This is a genomic window from Cupriavidus sp. GW823-FHT07A04 (assembly GCF_058794615.1).
In genome coordinates this window covers 24,987-40,171 of sequence record NZ_JBXAHA010000003.1, presented here as the reverse complement: position 1 = coordinate 40,171, position 15,185 = coordinate 24,987, and the positions used below count along the sequence as shown (strand labels likewise).

Annotated in this window: 15 protein-coding genes; 10 read left to right on the top strand and 5 right to left on the bottom strand. The window is 64.3% G+C overall.

Going from position 1 to position 15,185, the window contains the following annotated elements; translation table 11 throughout:
- Position 1: 1 nt before the first annotated feature.
- Genes AC1Q7Q_RS05915 through AC1Q7Q_RS05905 form a run of 3 tightly spaced genes read left to right on the top strand, consistent with a single transcriptional unit; the run spans position 2 to position 2,552 of the window.
- On the top strand, positions 2–1,120 hold the full coding sequence (locus AC1Q7Q_RS05915) for a HEAT repeat domain-containing protein (protein ID WP_492387138.1): 1,119 nt from the start codon (positions 2–4) through the stop codon (positions 1,118–1,120).
- A gap of 5 nt (positions 1,121–1,125) precedes the next feature.
- Positions 1,126–2,361 (top strand): type VI secretion system protein TssL, long form, encoded by a 1,236-nt coding sequence (gene tssL / locus AC1Q7Q_RS05910; protein WP_492375657.1) that lies wholly within the window; start codon positions 1,126–1,128, stop codon positions 2,359–2,361.
- Between the two features lie 17 nt (positions 2,362–2,378).
- On the top strand, positions 2,379–2,552 hold the full coding sequence (locus tag AC1Q7Q_RS05905) for a PAAR domain-containing protein (protein WP_492375658.1): 174 nt from the start codon (positions 2,379–2,381) through the stop codon (positions 2,550–2,552).
- Between the two features lie 65 nt (positions 2,553–2,617).
- On the opposite strand, the gene AC1Q7Q_RS05900 is transcribed toward AC1Q7Q_RS05905, so the two are convergent.
- Together AC1Q7Q_RS05900 and AC1Q7Q_RS05895 are read right to left on the bottom strand one after the other, a co-directional pair.
- Positions 2,618–3,769: a 50S ribosomal protein L11 methyltransferase gene (locus tag AC1Q7Q_RS05900; RefSeq protein ID WP_183036661.1), complete on the bottom strand. Its 1,152-nt coding sequence runs from the start codon at positions 3,767–3,769 to the stop codon at positions 2,618–2,620.
- A 193-nt stretch (positions 3,770–3,962) separates the two neighbouring features.
- The gene (locus AC1Q7Q_RS05895) at positions 3,963–4,904 is read right to left on the bottom strand and encodes a CysB family HTH-type transcriptional regulator (protein WP_183036660.1); all 942 of its coding nucleotides are present in this window, start codon (positions 4,902–4,904) and stop codon (positions 3,963–3,965) included.
- A 156-nt stretch (positions 4,905–5,060) separates the two neighbouring features.
- On the opposite strand from AC1Q7Q_RS05895, the gene AC1Q7Q_RS05890 reads away from it, so the two are divergent.
- The 7 genes from AC1Q7Q_RS05890 to cobA all read left to right on the top strand — a co-directional run bounded on the left by AC1Q7Q_RS05890 (position 5,061) and on the right by cobA (position 12,164).
- On the top strand, positions 5,061–5,834 hold the full coding sequence (locus AC1Q7Q_RS05890) for a sulfite exporter TauE/SafE family protein (protein WP_183036659.1): 774 nt from the start codon (positions 5,061–5,063) through the stop codon (positions 5,832–5,834).
- Positions 5,835–5,863: 29 nt separating this feature from the next.
- Positions 5,864–7,543, top strand: a complete 1,680-nt coding sequence (locus tag AC1Q7Q_RS05885) for a nitrite/sulfite reductase (protein ID WP_492375659.1) — start codon at positions 5,864–5,866, stop codon at positions 7,541–7,543.
- A 17-nt stretch (positions 7,544–7,560) separates the two neighbouring features.
- Positions 7,561–8,142, top strand: a complete 582-nt coding sequence (locus tag AC1Q7Q_RS05880; protein WP_174427932.1) for a DUF934 domain-containing protein — start codon at positions 7,561–7,563, stop codon at positions 8,140–8,142.
- A complete protein-coding gene (locus AC1Q7Q_RS05875; RefSeq protein ID WP_492375660.1) occupies positions 8,139–8,927 on the top strand; it encodes a phosphoadenylyl-sulfate reductase in 789 nt (262 codons plus the stop codon). The genes AC1Q7Q_RS05880 and AC1Q7Q_RS05875 overlap by 4 nt, the downstream gene beginning before the upstream one ends.
- Positions 8,928–8,938: 11 nt before the next feature.
- Positions 8,939–9,901, top strand: coding sequence for a sulfate adenylyltransferase subunit CysD (gene cysD, locus AC1Q7Q_RS05870; RefSeq protein WP_174427934.1), 963 nt, complete (start codon positions 8,939–8,941; stop codon positions 9,899–9,901).
- Positions 9,902–10,041: 140 nt separating this feature from the next.
- Positions 10,042–11,346, top strand: coding sequence for a sulfate adenylyltransferase subunit 1 (locus tag AC1Q7Q_RS05865; RefSeq protein ID WP_174427935.1), 1,305 nt, complete (start codon positions 10,042–10,044; stop codon positions 11,344–11,346).
- 47 nt (positions 11,347–11,393) lie between these two features.
- Complete coding sequence (cobA, locus tag AC1Q7Q_RS05860; RefSeq protein WP_492375661.1) at positions 11,394–12,164, top strand: uroporphyrinogen-III C-methyltransferase; 771 nt, start codon at positions 11,394–11,396, stop codon at positions 12,162–12,164.
- Positions 12,165–12,469: 305 nt separating this feature from the next.
- Here the strand turns inward: cobA and AC1Q7Q_RS05855 are convergent, their stop codons facing one another.
- Genes AC1Q7Q_RS05855 through lptF form a run of 3 tightly spaced genes read right to left on the bottom strand, consistent with a single transcriptional unit; the run spans position 12,470 to position 15,180 of the window.
- Complete coding sequence (locus tag AC1Q7Q_RS05855) at positions 12,470–12,874, bottom strand: sirohydrochlorin chelatase (protein WP_492375662.1); 405 nt, start codon at positions 12,872–12,874, stop codon at positions 12,470–12,472.
- Between the two features lie 30 nt (positions 12,875–12,904).
- Positions 12,905–14,059: an LPS export ABC transporter permease LptG gene (lptG, locus tag AC1Q7Q_RS05850; protein ID WP_416049489.1), complete on the bottom strand. Its 1,155-nt coding sequence runs from the start codon at positions 14,057–14,059 to the stop codon at positions 12,905–12,907.
- Positions 14,056–15,180, bottom strand: a complete 1,125-nt coding sequence (gene lptF, locus AC1Q7Q_RS05845; RefSeq protein WP_183036652.1) for an LPS export ABC transporter permease LptF — start codon at positions 15,178–15,180, stop codon at positions 14,056–14,058. Before lptF ends, lptG begins: the two co-directional genes overlap by 4 nt.
- Positions 15,181–15,185 lie beyond the last annotated feature (5 nt).

Genomic DNA, 15,185 nt, shown 5'->3' with positions numbered 1-15,185 from the left:
GATGGCCGACATGGACCCGCAAGGCATCCCCTCGCCCGAGCCGGCTAACAGACCGGCAGCCGGTAACGATTCGCAGCCGACGCGAGCCGAAGGCGTCAAGCCGACGCCTCGCTGGATTCCGCCGCCGCGAACTCTTGAGCAGCGTATGGGCACCACCGTCCGACAACGCTGGGCAAGGCGTTTTTGCCTGAGCCTGCTGCTCACCTGCAGCGTAGCAGTACCACAGGTGTGTGCTGCGCAAGATCAAGTCATACAGGAGCAAACGAATATGCCTGGCCTGGCACAAATGATCGACCACGAACAGTGGGATGAAGCTTATGCCTATGTTCGCCGACAACAGAATGCCATCGTGCCGGAAGTCCGCGTTATCGTGAGCGATCCAAGGACGAGCAGTACCGCGATGGAAATTGCCTACGGCTTTCTGCGGAAAGTTCCCACGCTTGAATCGGCGACGCTACTGGCGCAAGGCTTTAGTAAAGGAGGAGGTCAAGCAAGCGTACTCGGCTTGATCGAGAACCCTCGTTCCGAGGTTTACCCTATTCTGAAGGGGCAGATGCGACCACCTGCAAAAGAAGGCGACAGGGATCTCCTGCTCACGATGGCGCAAATCCCCGTGCCACCGGAGCAGCGCATCGCCGATCTGAAGCCCTATCTAGCGGCAAAAAACTACGGGGTGCGCGTCGGCGCGGTCTTCGGCCTCGCGCTGCTGGACGACCCCGGCAGTATGGAACTGATGACGCGTGCGCTGAGTGCGGATGACCGTGACGGGAAAAGGGACCCACTCATGATCTTCTACCAGTTCCGCGCATGGCGCACACCGAAATTTGTGCCGGTGCTGATTCCCGTGCTGAACGACCCCATGCCGATCAAGGATATCGGACTGCGCCGCTATAACGCGGATGGCAGCGAATCGGCCATGACACCCGAAGAGCTGCGCTATCTACGCGCGCGCGACTACGCGCTGAACATCCTTGTCAAGACGCTGAACATCGACATGCCGTTCAAGATCGAGGACGACGTGACCTATTCCAAGGAGCAGCGCGAGCTGGTCAAGCAGAAGCTGCGCGACTTGGGCTACACGGTGACCGATGAGCCCCATCCGGTCACGAACGGAGTCTAAGCAAGATGGCCGACATGGACCCGCAAGGCATCCCCTCGCCCGAACCGGACAACAAACCAGCAGCCGGTAGCGATTCGCAGCCGCCGCATACTTTTGAGCAGCGTCTCGCCGATGTGCAGCGTGCCCCGAATCCAATATTGGAGGCAGCACGGCGCTTGGTTCGTTGTCTCTGCGACCTACCGGAGCGCATGGCGCCGGCGGAAACGGAACGTCTGCGCGAGCTGATCAACGAAGAGCTCGACACGTTCAAGGCACTGGTCGAGCGCGCCAACGTCAAGCGCGAACATGTCATTGCCTCGCACTATGCCATCTGCACGGCGCTGGACGACGTAGCCTTGCAGCACGAATGGGGACAGGGCTGGTGGGCCAACCACAGTCTGCTGGTTCAACACCACCAGGACAATCAGGGCGGCGAGAAGGTATATCAAGTGCTGGGCCGTCTGGTGGAGTCGCCCCACGAGCATATCGCGGTCATCCAACTGATCTACCATTTGATGTCCCTGGGATTCATGGGGCGTTATCGCAGGATGACCGACGGAGACCGGCAGCATTACACGATTCGGCAGCGCTTGTACGACTTGCTGCTGAAGCACTACGGCCCCGTCCCCAACGAACTGTCGCCGCACATTGAACCCGCGCCGCCGGGGCGCTTTCGCCATCTGTACAGCGTGTCGCCGTGGGCGACGGTTTCGGTGCTTGCCGTGGTTGTCTTGGGGCTGTTCGCTTGGATGAAATACGATTTGCTGCTCAAGCAGCATGATGTGGTACAGCAGATCGAGGCCATTGGCAGGATGACGCCGCCACCGCTGCCCCAGGCGCTGCATCTGGCCGAATTGCTCAAGGATGAGATCGCACGTGGCGTGGTGGCGGTCCATGACAACGACCAAGGTACGACCGTGGTATTCCGGGGCGATGACATGTTCCGTGCCGGTCAGGCTGATGTGAGCAAGCGACTGTTGCCAACGCTCAACAAGGTGGCCAGCGAAATCAACAAGGTGCAAGGCAAGGCGCAAGTGATCGGCCACAGCGACAACCAGCCCATCAAGAGCGTGCGCTTTCCGTCCAATCAGGTGTTATCCGAAGAACGCGCCGCCGTCGTCAGTGAGTGTCTTGCAAGTCAAGGGGTCGCCAAGGGCCGGCTCGAAGCGATTGGCAAGGGCGATAGCGAACCCGTTGGCGATAACAAGACCATCGCGGGTCGCGCTGCAAACCGGCGTGTCGAAGTGGTGGTAACCCAATAGTCGCAAAGCCAATCCAAATGCCAAAGAAACGCATCAAGAAAGGCGATAAGACCACGCATGGCGGCGAAGTCATCCGTGGGTCTGCCAGCGATTTGCTGGACGGCCAGCCATTGGCGCGCCTGGGTGACCTCGTCAGTTGCCCGCTGATCTACCCGGATGGCCGGCCGCACGGCACTACCGCACGACACTAACAAGATCGTGGAGGCGAGCTCCGGGCTAACGGGCGACGAGCGTCGCCCGGTTTATCGGCTGCAGCTTACTTGATACCCAAGCGCCACAACGAAGTCACCTCAGCCGCACGCGCAGCGTGCAGCGGGTCGGTCATGTCCGCCGCCTTCGGGTGGTTGGGCTTCACCTCCAGCCGCCCCAGCACCTTCAGCCCGGCTGCATCGATCCAGCCTAGCAACTGGTCCCGCGTGCGCAGGCCCAGGTGTTCGGCCAGGTCCGACAGCAGCAGCCAGCCTTCGCCCTTGGGCTCCAGGTGATCCGCCAGCCCGGCGATAAAGCCCTTCAGCATCTGGCAGTCCGGGTCATACACGGCGCGTTCAATCGGCGAGTTGGGGCGTGCCGGTACCCACGGCGGGTTGCACACCACCAGCGGGGCGCGGCCTTCGGGGAAGAGGTCGGCTTCCACCACCTCGACCTGGGCGGCGGCCTTCAGGCGGTGGATGTTGTCGCTGGCGCAGGCGAGTGCGCGCGGGTCCATGTCGGTGGCGATGACGCGCTTGACGCCGCGCTGGGCTAGCAGGGCGGCCAGCACGCCGGTGCCGGTGCCGATGTCGAAGGCGAGGTTGAGGGCGCCGGCGGGTAGCTGGGCTTTGGCCACCAGGTCGATGTATTCGCCGCGCACGGGGGAGAACACGCCGTAGTAGGGGTGGATGCGTTCGGCCAGGGCGGGGATTTCCACGCCTTTTTTACGCCACTCGTGGGCGCCGATCAGGCCGAGGAGTTCGCGCATGGATGCCACGTAGGGGGCGTCGACCTCGCCGTAGGCTTCGAGGCAGGCTTCGCGCACATCCGGCGAGCGGCGCAGGGGCACGAGGTGGTCGGCGTCAAAGGGCAGCAGCAGCATGGAGAGCGTGCGGGCGCGCTGGGACTGGGCCTGGCGGTGCAGGTGGAAGGCTTCGGTGGGGGTGGGCTTGGCCTTGGGCACCTTGGACGCCTTGGCGGCTTTCTTGGGCTTGTCGGCGCGGCGGGCCAGGGCCTGGAGCAGCTGGCGGGCGTTTTGGAAGTCGCCGCGCCAGAGCATGGCGGTGCCTTCGCAGGCGAGGCGGTAGGCGGTGTCGCCGGTGGTGGTGTCGTCAGCGATGACGACGCGCTTGGGCGGGGGCGTGCCGGCTTCGGATTGCCAGTTTGCGCTGCGTTCTTCGCCGTTTTCGGTCCAGTGGATGGTGGCTTGCTCTGTCATAGGGTCTTTCTGGCTGCCTGGGGCGGCCAATGGGTTGTGCTGCGTTGTGCTGATAAGTCTGGCCAACCGGGGTTGGCCATTCAAGGTGATCCGTCCCTGCCGCGCGCCGGTTGCATCCGGGGCGCCGTGGCGGGGCTGGCATGGCGCGGCTGATGGCTATCCATATTTGGTCAGCCGCGCTGGATGGGGTGCGTCAGAGTTCGTAGGCTTCGTGGTCGCCCGACATGGCTTGTTCTACCAGCTTGCGGTTGAGCGTTGGGGAGAACAGCTCAATAAAGGTATACACAAAGCTGCGCAGGTAGGCGCCTTGCTTCACCGCCAGGTGCGTCACATTGGTGCCGAACAGGTGCCCGGCGGGGATGCCGCGCAGGTTGCGGTCGCGCTCGGCGTCAAAGGCTACGCCGGCGACGATGCCCACGCCCAGGCCGATTTCCACATAGGTCTTGATGACGTCGGCGTCGATGGCTTCCAGGATGATGTCGGGCTTGAGGTGGCGCAGCTCGAAGGCTTTGTCGATCTTGGGGCGGCCGGCGAAGTTGGGATCATAAGTGATGAGTGGGTAACCCATCAGGTCTTCCAGCGCCAGGTGCTTCTTTTCTAGCAGGGGGTGGTCGGGGGGCATGACGACCACGTGCTGCCATTGGTAGCCGGGCAGGGAGATCAGGTTTTTGTCGGCCGAGATGCCTTCGGTGGCGATGCCGATGTCGGCGTGGTCGTGCAGCACCATGTCGGCGATCTGGGCGGGATTGCCCTGTTGTATGGACAGGCGCACCTTGGGGTAGCGCTTGGTAAACTCCGCGATCACCCGGGGCAGGGCGTAGCGCGCCTGCGTGTGGGTGGTGGCGATGGTGAAGTTGCCCTGGTCCTGGGCGGCGTAGTCCTTGCCTACGCGTTTCAGGCTTTCCACTTCTTGCAGGATCTTTTCTACCGACTCCAGGATGCGGCGGCCGGGCTCCGTCAGGCTGCGGATGCGCTTGCCGTGGCGGGTAAAGATGTCCACGCCGAGCTCTTCTTCCAGCTCGATGATGGCCTTGGAGACACCGGGTTGTGACGTGTAGAGCGCTTTAGCGGCTTCGGTCAGGTTGTAGTTCTGACGTACGGCTTCGCGCACAAAGCGGAACTGATGCAGGTTCATATAACTGTGTTCGTATAAACAAACAACTTCTTATTAGTTTGAGATATGAGGGCAGTTTATTACGATTCTCGAACTTTGTTAATGAACGGTCGGAACCTCCGTGTGCTTGCCTCACTTTTAGGCAGCAACGGGCGCTTACCGGCCCGGTGAACCCCAATGTCTCTTGCCTATACCGTTTCCGGTCTGCTAGTAGGCGTCCTCGTCGGTCTGACCGGGGTAGGCGGGGGTTCGCTCATGACGCCGCTGCTGACGCTGCTGTTCGGCTTTTCGCCGGCCACGGCGGTTGGCACCGACCTGGCTTTTGCCGCCATCACCAAGGGTTTCGGCACGCTGGCGCACCGCGCCCACGGCCATGTGCAGTGGCAGGTGGTGCGCCGCCTGTGCATCGGCAGCCTGCCGGCCGCGGTGGTGGCCATCCTGGTGCTCAAGAGCGCCGGTGAACTCAACGCGCAGTGGCTGCACGCCATCCGCATGACCATCGGCGTGTCGGTGATCCTGACGGTATTGTCGCTGTTGTTCCGCAGGCAGCTGCTGGCGTGGCTGTCCCGCAACCCCCAATTCCAGCTGGAAGGCCGTGCCCAGACCATTGCCACCATCGTGGTGGGTGCCGTGATCGGCGTGCTGGTGACGGTGTCCTCGATCGGCGCCGGTGCGGTTGGCGCCACCTTGATCCTGCTGCTCTATCCCCGCATGAAGCCTGCCGAAGTGGCGGGCACCGATATCGCCTACGCCGTCCCGCTGACGGCGCTTGCCGGCCTGGGCCATGTGTGGCTGGGCACGGTGAACTGGACCCTTTTGCTGGCCTTGCTGGTGGGCTCGATCCCCGGCATCTGGCTGGGCGCGCAACTGTCGCGGGCGTTGCCCGAGCGGCTGGTGCGTGCCGCGCTGGCTACCACGCTGACGCTGGTGGCCATCAAGCTCGTCTCCTGAATTTAACGAATACTGAACGGACCCACACCATGTATCAGTACGACCAATACGACCAGCGCATCGTCAACGAACGCGTAGCCCAGTTCCGTGACCAGGTGCGCCGCCGCCTGTCCGACGAGCTGTCCGAGGAAGAATTCCTGCCGCTGCGCCTGCAAAACGGCCTGTACATGCAGCGCCATGCCTACATGCTGCGCGTGGCGATTCCGTACGGCTTGCTGTCTAGCAAGCAGATGCGCATGCTGGGCCATATCGCGCGCGAGTATGACCGCGGCTATGGCCACTTCTCCACCCGCCAGAACATCCAGTACAACTGGATGGAGCTGGAGCGCGTGCCCGACGTGCTGGCCGAACTGGCCAGCGTCGAGATGCACGGCATCCAGACCTCCGGCAACTGCGTGCGCAACATCACCACCGACCACTTCGCTGGCGTTGCGCCCGATGAGTCCGTGGACCCGCGCGTGCTGGCTGAGCTGCTGCGCCAGTGGAGCACGTTCCAGCCGGAATTTGCGTTCCTGCCGCGCAAGTTCAAGATCGCCATCTCCGCTTCGGCCGATGACCGCGCCGTGGTGCAGATGCACGATATCGGCATCTACGCTTACCGCAATGCCGAGGGCGAAACGCGCCTGCGCATCCTGGCCGGCGGCGGCCTGGGCCGCACCCCGATCCTGGGTTCGGTGATCAAGGACGACCTGCCTTGGCAGCACCTGCTGTCGTACGTGGAATCGGCCATTCGCGTGTACAACCGCTATGGACGGCGCGACAACAAGTACAAGGCGCGTATCAAGATCCTGGTGAAGGCCATCGGCGCGGAGAAGTTCGCGCAGGAAGTCGAGGAAGAATGGCAGCACAGCAAGGATGGTCCCGCCACCATCACGCAGGCCGAGTTCGACCGCGTGGCGCAGTACTTCGCGCCCCCGGCTTACGACAAGCTGCCGGACACCGACGCTTCATATGAAAAGCACCTGCTGGAAGACAAGGCTTTCGCCCGCTGGGTGAGCCGCAGCGTGCATGCGCACAAGGTGCCGGGCTACGCGGCGATCACGCTGTCGACCAAGCCCGGCCCGGCATCGCCCCCGGGAGATGCCACCGATGCGCAGATCGACCTGGTGGCTGACCTGGCTGACCGCTACGGCTACGGCGAGCTGCGCGTGGCGCACGAGCAGAACCTGGTGCTGCCGGACGTGAAGAAGCGCGACCTGTACGCGCTGTGGCAAGAGGCCAAGAAGGGCGGCCTGGCCACCGCCAACATCGGCCTGCTGACCGACATCATCGCCTGCCCGGGCGGCGATTTCTGCTCGCTGGCCAATGCCAAGTCGATCCCCATCGCGCTGGCCATCCAGGAGCGTTTCGACAACCTGGACTACGTGCACGACCTGGGCGAGATCTCGCTCAATATCTCGGGTTGCATCAACGCTTGCGGCCACCACCACGTTGGCAACATCGGCGTGCTGGGCGTGGATAAGGACGGCGAGGAGTGGTACCAGGTCACGCTGGGTGGCGCGCAAGGCAACAAGAGCGCCATCGGAAAGGTGATTGGCCCGTCGTTCAAGGCTGAGGAAATGCCGGATGTGGTGTCGCACATCATCGACACCTATGTGGCCAACCGCCATGACGACGAACGCTTCATCGATGTGCTGGGCCGTATCGGCATCGCCCCGTTCAAGGAACGCGTCTACGCCGACAAGCAGCGCGAACGCGCCGAAGCCTGAGCACCGGAGATAACGACATGGCAAAGATTATTCAACTGCAACGCGGCGAAGGCGCCAACCCGGTTCCGGTCATCATCGACGACGCATGGACGGTGCTGCGCGGTGCCGAGGGCGCGGCCCTGACGGAAGAGCAGATCGCCGCCGCCGCGCAAGGCAAGGACGCTGTGCTGTTCCCGCTGACCGCATGGCTGGCGCACAAGGACGGCGTGCTGGCTGGCCGCGCTGCCGACATCACCGGCATCTGGCTGGCGCCGGAAGACGAGCCGGCCGACGCGCAGGCCGCGTTTGCCAGCGTGGCCGTGGTGGCGGTGGATTTCCCCGTGTTCCGCGATGGCCGTGGTTTTTCCACCGCCTACCTGCTGCGCACCCGTTACAACTGGACCGGCCAGCTGCGCGCCATCGGCGACGTGCTGCGCGACCAGCTGAACTTCATGAAGCGCTGCGGCTTTGACGCCTTTGCGGTGCGCGCGGACAAGAACATCGATGACGCCATCAAGGGCTTCACCGAGTTCACCGTGGCTTACCAGGCATCGGTGGATGAGCCGCTGCCGCTGTTTCGCCGCAACCGCGCCGAAGCGCTGGGCAAGGAAACGGCATGAGCGAGATTGCAATCGTCGAGGCTGCCGTCTCGTCACTGCGCCCGCCGGCGCTGTGGACCGCGCCGGCGTACACCGGCAGCGTGGCGGATCTGGAGGCCAAGGAGCGTGCGCTGGGCCTGCGCCTGGCGCAGATCGCCGGCCGCTTTTTCCGCGCCCGCTTTGCGTCCAGCCTGGCAGCCGAAGACATGGTGGTGACCGATGCCATCCTGCGCGGCACCGAGGCCGTGCGCGCCGGCATCCGCGTGTTCACGCTGCAAACCGGGCGCCTGCATGCCGAGACGCTGGCGGTGCTCGATGAGGTCAAGGCGCATTACGGCTACGACATCGAGCGCTTCACGCCGGATCCCGAGGCGGTGGAGAACTACCTGAAGAACCACGGCCTGAACGCGTTCTACGACAGCGTGGACCTGCGCAAGAACTGCTGCGGCATCCGCAAGGTGGAGCCGCTGAACCGCGCGCTGTCCCACGCGGACGCCTGGCTGACCGGCCAGCGCCGCGAGCAGGCGGTGACGCGCTCGGAGCTGCCGTTCGAGGAAATGGACGAGGCACGCGGCATTCCCAAGTTCAACCCGCTCGCCGACTGGAGCGAGTCCGAGGTGTGGGCTTACCTGAAGCGCCACAACGTGCCGGTCAACGCGCTGCATGCCAAGGGTTACCCCAGCATCGGCTGCGAGCCTTGTACGCGTGCCGTGCGCGCTGGCGAGGATGTACGCGCCGGGCGGTGGTGGTGGGAGAGCAAGGACTCGAAAGAGTGCGGGCTTCACGAACAGAACATCAAGCATTGAGGCCAGACGAAATGGGCATCATGAACGAACTGACCGGCGCGCCGGAAGTGGCGCACCTGCTGCAAGTGCAAAACGATCACCTCGACAAGCTCGAGGCGGAATCCATCTACATCATCCGCGAGGTGGTGGCGGAGTGCCGCAACCCGGCGCTGCTGTTCTCGGGCGGCAAGGACTCCATCGTCATGCTGCACCTGGCGCTCAAGGCCTTCCGCCTGGGCGACCGCAAGACCGAACTGCCGTTCCCGCTGGTGCATATCGACACCGGCCACAACTACCCGGAAGTGATCCGCTTCCGTGACCAGCGCGTGGCCGAGCTTGGCGCGCGCCTGGTGGTGGGCCATGTGGAAGATTCCATCAAGCGCGGCACCGTGCGCCTGCGCAAGGAAACCGACTCGCGCAATGCCGCGCAAGCCGTGACCCTGCTGGAAACCATCGAAGCCAACAAGTACGACGCGCTGATGGGCGGTGCCCGCCGCGACGAAGAAAAGGCGCGTGCCAAGGAACGCATCTTCTCCTTCCGCGACGAGTTCGGCCAATGGGACCCGAAGGCCCAGCGCCCGGAACTGTGGAGCCTGTACAACGCCCGCATGGCGGCCGGCGAGCAGATGCGCGTGTTCCCGATCTCCAACTGGACCGAGCTGGATGTGTGGCAGTACATCGCCCGCGAAGCGCTTGAGCTGCCCCCGATCTACTACGCGCACCAGCGCGAAGTGGTGAAGAAGAACGGCCTGCTGGTGCCGGTCACCCCGATCACGCCGAAGCAAGACGGCGACGTCAGCGAAGTGATCTCGGTGCGTTTTCGCACCGTGGGCGACATCAGCTGCACCTGCCCGGTGGCCAGCGTTGCGGCCTCGCCGATCGAGATCATCGCCGAGACGGCCGTGACGGAGATCACCGAGCGCGGCGCCACGCGGATGGACGACCAGACCAGCGAAGCGTCCATGGAACGCCGCAAAAAAGAAGGCTACTTCTAACCCGGACGCATAGGCGGGCACATCGCGTCGTTGCGAGAGTGCTCGTGTACCAATGTACACGTCGCCCTCACGCGCCTAGCGCTGCCTCCCGCCTATGCGCCGGAGCGAGCGCTGCGAGAGGGACGAAGAAAGGATTTAAAATGAGCACCCAAGCAACACACCAAGGCCTGCTGCGTTTTATCACCGCCGGTTCGGTCGACGATGGCAAGAGCACCCTGATTGGCCGCCTGCTGTACGACAGCAAGGCTGTGCTGTCCGATCAGCTGACCGCGCTGACCAACGCCAAGAACAAGCGTACCGCCGGCGAGCAGATCGATTTCTCGCTGCTGACCGATGGCCTGGAAGCCGAGCGCGAGCAGGGCATCACCATCGACGTGGCTTACCGCTATTTCTCCACCGCGCGCCGCAAGTTCATCATCGCGGACACGCCGGGGCATGAGCAGTACACCCGCAACATGGTGACGGGCGCCTCAACCGCGCACGCCGCCATCGTGCTGGTCGACGCCACCCGCGTGACGGTGACGGACGGCCGCGCCGAGCTGCTGGCGCAGACCAAGCGCCATTCGGCCATCCTGAAGCTGCTGGAACTGCAACACGTGATCGTGGCCATCAACAAGATGGACCTGGTCGAGTTCAGCGAAGAGCGCTTCAACCAGATCCGCGCGGCCTATACCGAGCTGGCCAGCCAGCTGGGTTTGAAGGATGTGCGCTACGTGCCGGTGTCGGCGCTGCGTGGCGACAATATCGTCAACGCCAGCCAGGCCATGCCGTGGTACCAGGGCGAGCCGCTGCTGCCGCTGCTGGAAGCCCTGCCGGTGGAAGAACCCGCACCCGAAGGCGACGCCGCGCTGCGTTTCCCGGTGCAGCTGGTGATCCGCCAGGACGGCGCCCAGGCTGACGATTTCCGCGGCTATGCCGGCCGGGTCGAGGCAGGCACCGTGCGCGTGGGCCAGAAGCTGCGCGTGCTGCCCGCCAACCGCGATGCGCTGGTGGCGGAAGTGCTGACCCCCAACGGCGTGGCCGAATCGGCCAGCGTGGGCGAGACCGTGACGGTGCGCTTGTCGGAAGACGTGGATGTGTCACGCGGTGATATGTTCGTGGCTGCCGCGGCGGACAGCGTTTCGGCCAAGAAGCTGACCGCCGACCTGTGCTGGTTCGACGATGAATCGCTCAATCCGGCCCGCAAATATGTGCTCAAGCACACCACGGCCAGTGTGTTCGCGCGCGTGTCGTCGGTGGATCGCGTGCTGGACGTGCATACGCTGCTGCACGAGACCGACCGCCACGAGATCGGCCTGAACGATATCGGCTCGGTGCAGATCTCGCTGCAAAAGCCCATCGTCTGCGACAACTATGGCGACAACCCGGCAACCGGCGCGTTCGTGCTGATCGACGAAGCCACCAACCACACCGTGGCCGCTGGCATGATCCGTGCGTTCGCTTAAGGCGAGTGCATAGACAAATCGATCCAGTGAGCGCGAAGGAGCATGGCATGGGCAAGGTCTATCTGATCGGCGCGGGTCCCGGCGCCGCGGACCTCATTACGGTGCGCGGTGCACGGCTTTTGGGCGAAGCCCAGGTGGTGCTGCACGATGCGCTGGTCTCGCCCGAGATGCTGGCATGGTGTCCGCAGGCGCAGCTGATCGAGGTGGGCAAGCGCTGCGGCCAGCGCTCCACCGCGCAGTTGTTCATCAACCGCCAGATCGTGGACCAGGCCAGCAAGTTCGAGCGCGTGGTGCGCTTGAAGGGCGGGGATCCGATGCTGTTCGGCCGCGCCGACGAGGAGTTGCAGGCGCTGGAAGAGGCCGGCATCGAGTACGAGATCGTGCCGGGCATCACCGCCGCGCTGGCGGCGGCTTCCGCGATCCGCAAGCCGCTCACCAAGCGCGGTGTGTCGCGCAGCGTGGCGTTTGCGACGCAATCCAAGGCGGCTGACACGATCGACGTGGAGGCGGATGTCAAGGCCGATACGGTGGTGTATTACATGGGCCGCGACCAGGCAGCAGCCATCGCCGCGCAGCTGATCGCGCACGGCAAGCCGGCTTCCACGCCTGCCTGGGTGGTCGAGGCCGCTACCTCGGCGCACCAGCGCAGCCGCCAGTTCACGCTGCGGCAGATGGCGGCGGGCGAAGCGGCGGCCTGGATCAATCCGGTGCATCCCAGCCTGCTGATGATCGGCGAAGCGCTGGCCTCGCGGGCTAGCGAGGTGGTGCCGCAGGATGTGGATGGCGACGTTGCATACGCGCAGACTCGCGCGGCCTGAAGCACTGGGTGCGATGTAAAAAAGCCGGACAACGTAGCGTTGTCCGGCTTTTTCTTTGTGCTTGTGTGCTTGTGAGCTTTCGGGCTGCGCCGGTTTGCTCCCCTCTCCCGCTTGCGGGAGAGCAAGCCGGGGGAGAGGGCGGGCGCTCGTTACGCCGTCGTGCCGTCAAAAACCACGGGCTTCGCTGCAAGTGGCTCCTAGCTAAGCCACCCCTCTCCCCAGCCCTCTCCCCCTGAGGGGAGAGGGAGCGACTGCCGTCGTCGTAGCGCGGGGTTGTGGCCCGTTCTTCGGCTTCGTTCGATGTTTCAGGTGCGCTGTTCCGCGCTGCCGAGCGTCCCCACGCAATAAGCCGCAATCGCATCCAGCACGCTGTCATCCTCGCCAACAGCCGCCGCGCAGCGGATCGTCACCCCCGGAAGCTTGCCCCGGCAATCATCCAGCAACGCCGGCAGGTCCCGCCGCAGATGCCCGCCCTGGCCAAAGAACACTGGCACCACATTGATGTCGGTAACGCCCCCTGCGGCCAGCGCCGCCAGCGTATCCGGCAGCGAAGGCGTCATCAGTTCCAGGAAGGCCAGGCGTACCGCGCAATCCGGCAGCGCAGCGGTCAGCCTGGCGTGCAGCCGGTCAAACGGCTCGCGCCAGCGCGCATCGCGCGCGCCGTGGCCAAACAGCACCATGGCCTGGCGGGGAAGGGGCGTGGTATTCATCTTCGAGCCTTAGTGCTTGCGCTGGCTGGCTTAATGCCGGTCCACCCAGCGCAACGCGCCAAGCGCCACCAGCAGGTACAGCGTGCCGGGGATCAGCGCCGAGACGATGGGCGGCCAGGTATGCAGCAGCCCCACGTGCGAGAACAGGGTGTTGGACAAGTGGAAGGACAGCCCCAGCATGATGCCGCCGAACACCTTCACGCCCACCGCGCCGGCCCGCGCGTGCAGGTAGGCAAAGGGCAGGGCCAGCGCCACCATCACGAACAGGGTCAGCGGGTAGATCACTTTCTTCCAGAAGGCGATCTCGTAGCGCTGGGTGTCCTGCTTGTTGTCGCGCAGGTGGCGGATATAGCGGAACAGGTCCACCGTGGACATCCGCTCCGGCTCCACCAGCAGCACCGACAGGATCTGCGGCGTCAGCTCGGAGCGCATGGCCATGGTGGGCACGCTTTGCTGCTCGCCGCGGAAGGCCGGTGCCAGGGCGTCCGCTTTGCCGGGCTCGCCCCTGGGCAGTTCCAGGAAGTGGGTCTCGGTCACGCCGGTGAGCTGCCAGGACTGGCCGCCCTCGTAGCGGCCTTCCTTGGCCACGCGGATCACGCTCAGGCGGTATTGGTCGTCGAACTCGTAAATGGTGACGCCGGTGATGCTCTGGTCGGGCCGCAGGCCGGCCACGTTGACGAAGCGCGTGACCTCATGGCCCTTGGAGGCATCGCGGTCGCGGTCCTTGACCCACACGCCGGAGCGAAAGCCCGCCGACACCGTGGCGCCCAGTGCTTCGAGCTTGACCTTTTGCGCATACTGCTCGGCCTTGGGGCCAATGAACTCGCCGAAGATAAACGTGGCGATGGCCAGCGGAATCGCCAGCTTGAACAGCGAGAACAGCGCCTGGCGCGTATTCAGCCCGGCCACCCGGAAAATGGTGTACTCGGACTGGCTGGCCAGTTGCGAGAACACATAGATGGCGCTGATCAGCACGGCGATCGGCAGCACCTCATAGATGCGGGTGGGCGCCTGCAGGATGACGTGGAAGAACGCCACCAGCGAGGTGTAGCGGCCGGCCACGCTCTCCAGCTCGCTGAGCATGTCGAAGAACACGAACAGCGCCAGCACCGCAAACAGGATGAAGGCGAAGACGCCGTAGATCAGCCGCGCGAAATAACGCTCGTAGACACGCAATACCTTCATGCCTGGTTCCCCCGGGCGCCGCCCTTGCGGGGCAGGCCGAAGACCGCGCGCCAGCCACCCAGGCTGCGGTTCTGGCGGTAGCGGAACAGCATCACCGCGCCCAGCAGGGCGATCAGGTGGAACGGCCACCAGGCCAACGCGAACGGGATGGAGCCGGAGCGCACCCAGGCCTGCGAGAGATTGATCACGTTACTGTAGGTGAGGTAGATCAGCACCGCGAAGACCAGGGGCGTGTAGCGGCCCAGGCGCGGGTTGACGTAGGCAAGCGGGATGGCGATCAGCACAAAGTTGAAGGCCAGCAGCGGCAGCGACAGGCGCCACAGCAACTCGCCCAGGTTCTCGTTGGTGCGGTTGCGCAGCAGGTCGATGGTGTCGCGGCTCTTGGTCGGCAGGTTGGCGTCCGACTCAGGTGGTTTGTTGTCCACCTTGACCGCGTACTGGTCGAACTCGACGATGCGGTAGTCGATCTTGCCGGGCGTGCCGGCATAGCGGCGGCCGTTTTCCATCACCACCATGCGGTCGCCGTTGGGCATGGTCTGGAACTGGCCCTGGTGGGCCAGTGCCACGCCGATCTTGTCGGCCTCGGCGTTGGCCACGAAGACATTGCGCGCGTGCTTCATGTCGGCGTCGATGCCTTCGATGAACAGCACGTAATTGCCCTTGGCCGGCTCGATGAAGCGGCCGGCGGCAATCATGGACAGCACGCCGCGCTGCTCGAAGCGGTCGCGGAACAGCGCGCTTTGCTGGTTGGCCCACGGCCAGGCGAACATGCCCAGCAGCAGCGACATGATGATGAAGGGCGCGGCAAACTGCAGCACCGGCTTGACCAGGTCGCGCAGCGAGATGCCGGCCGAGAACCACACCACCATCTCCGAGTCCTTGTACCAGCGCGTGAGCACGATCAGGGTGGAGATGAACAGGGTGGCGGACAGCAGGATCGACAGGTAGCCGATGGTGGCCAGGCCGATCAGCATCAGGACGTCATTGGGGCTGGCCTGGCCATTGGCGGCCATGCCGAGAATACGGATCACGAGCGAGGTCAGCATGAAGGTCAGCATGACCAGAAACACCGCGCCGGCGGTGTATGCGAGCTCGCGACGCAAGGCTTGTTGAAAGATCATGCGGA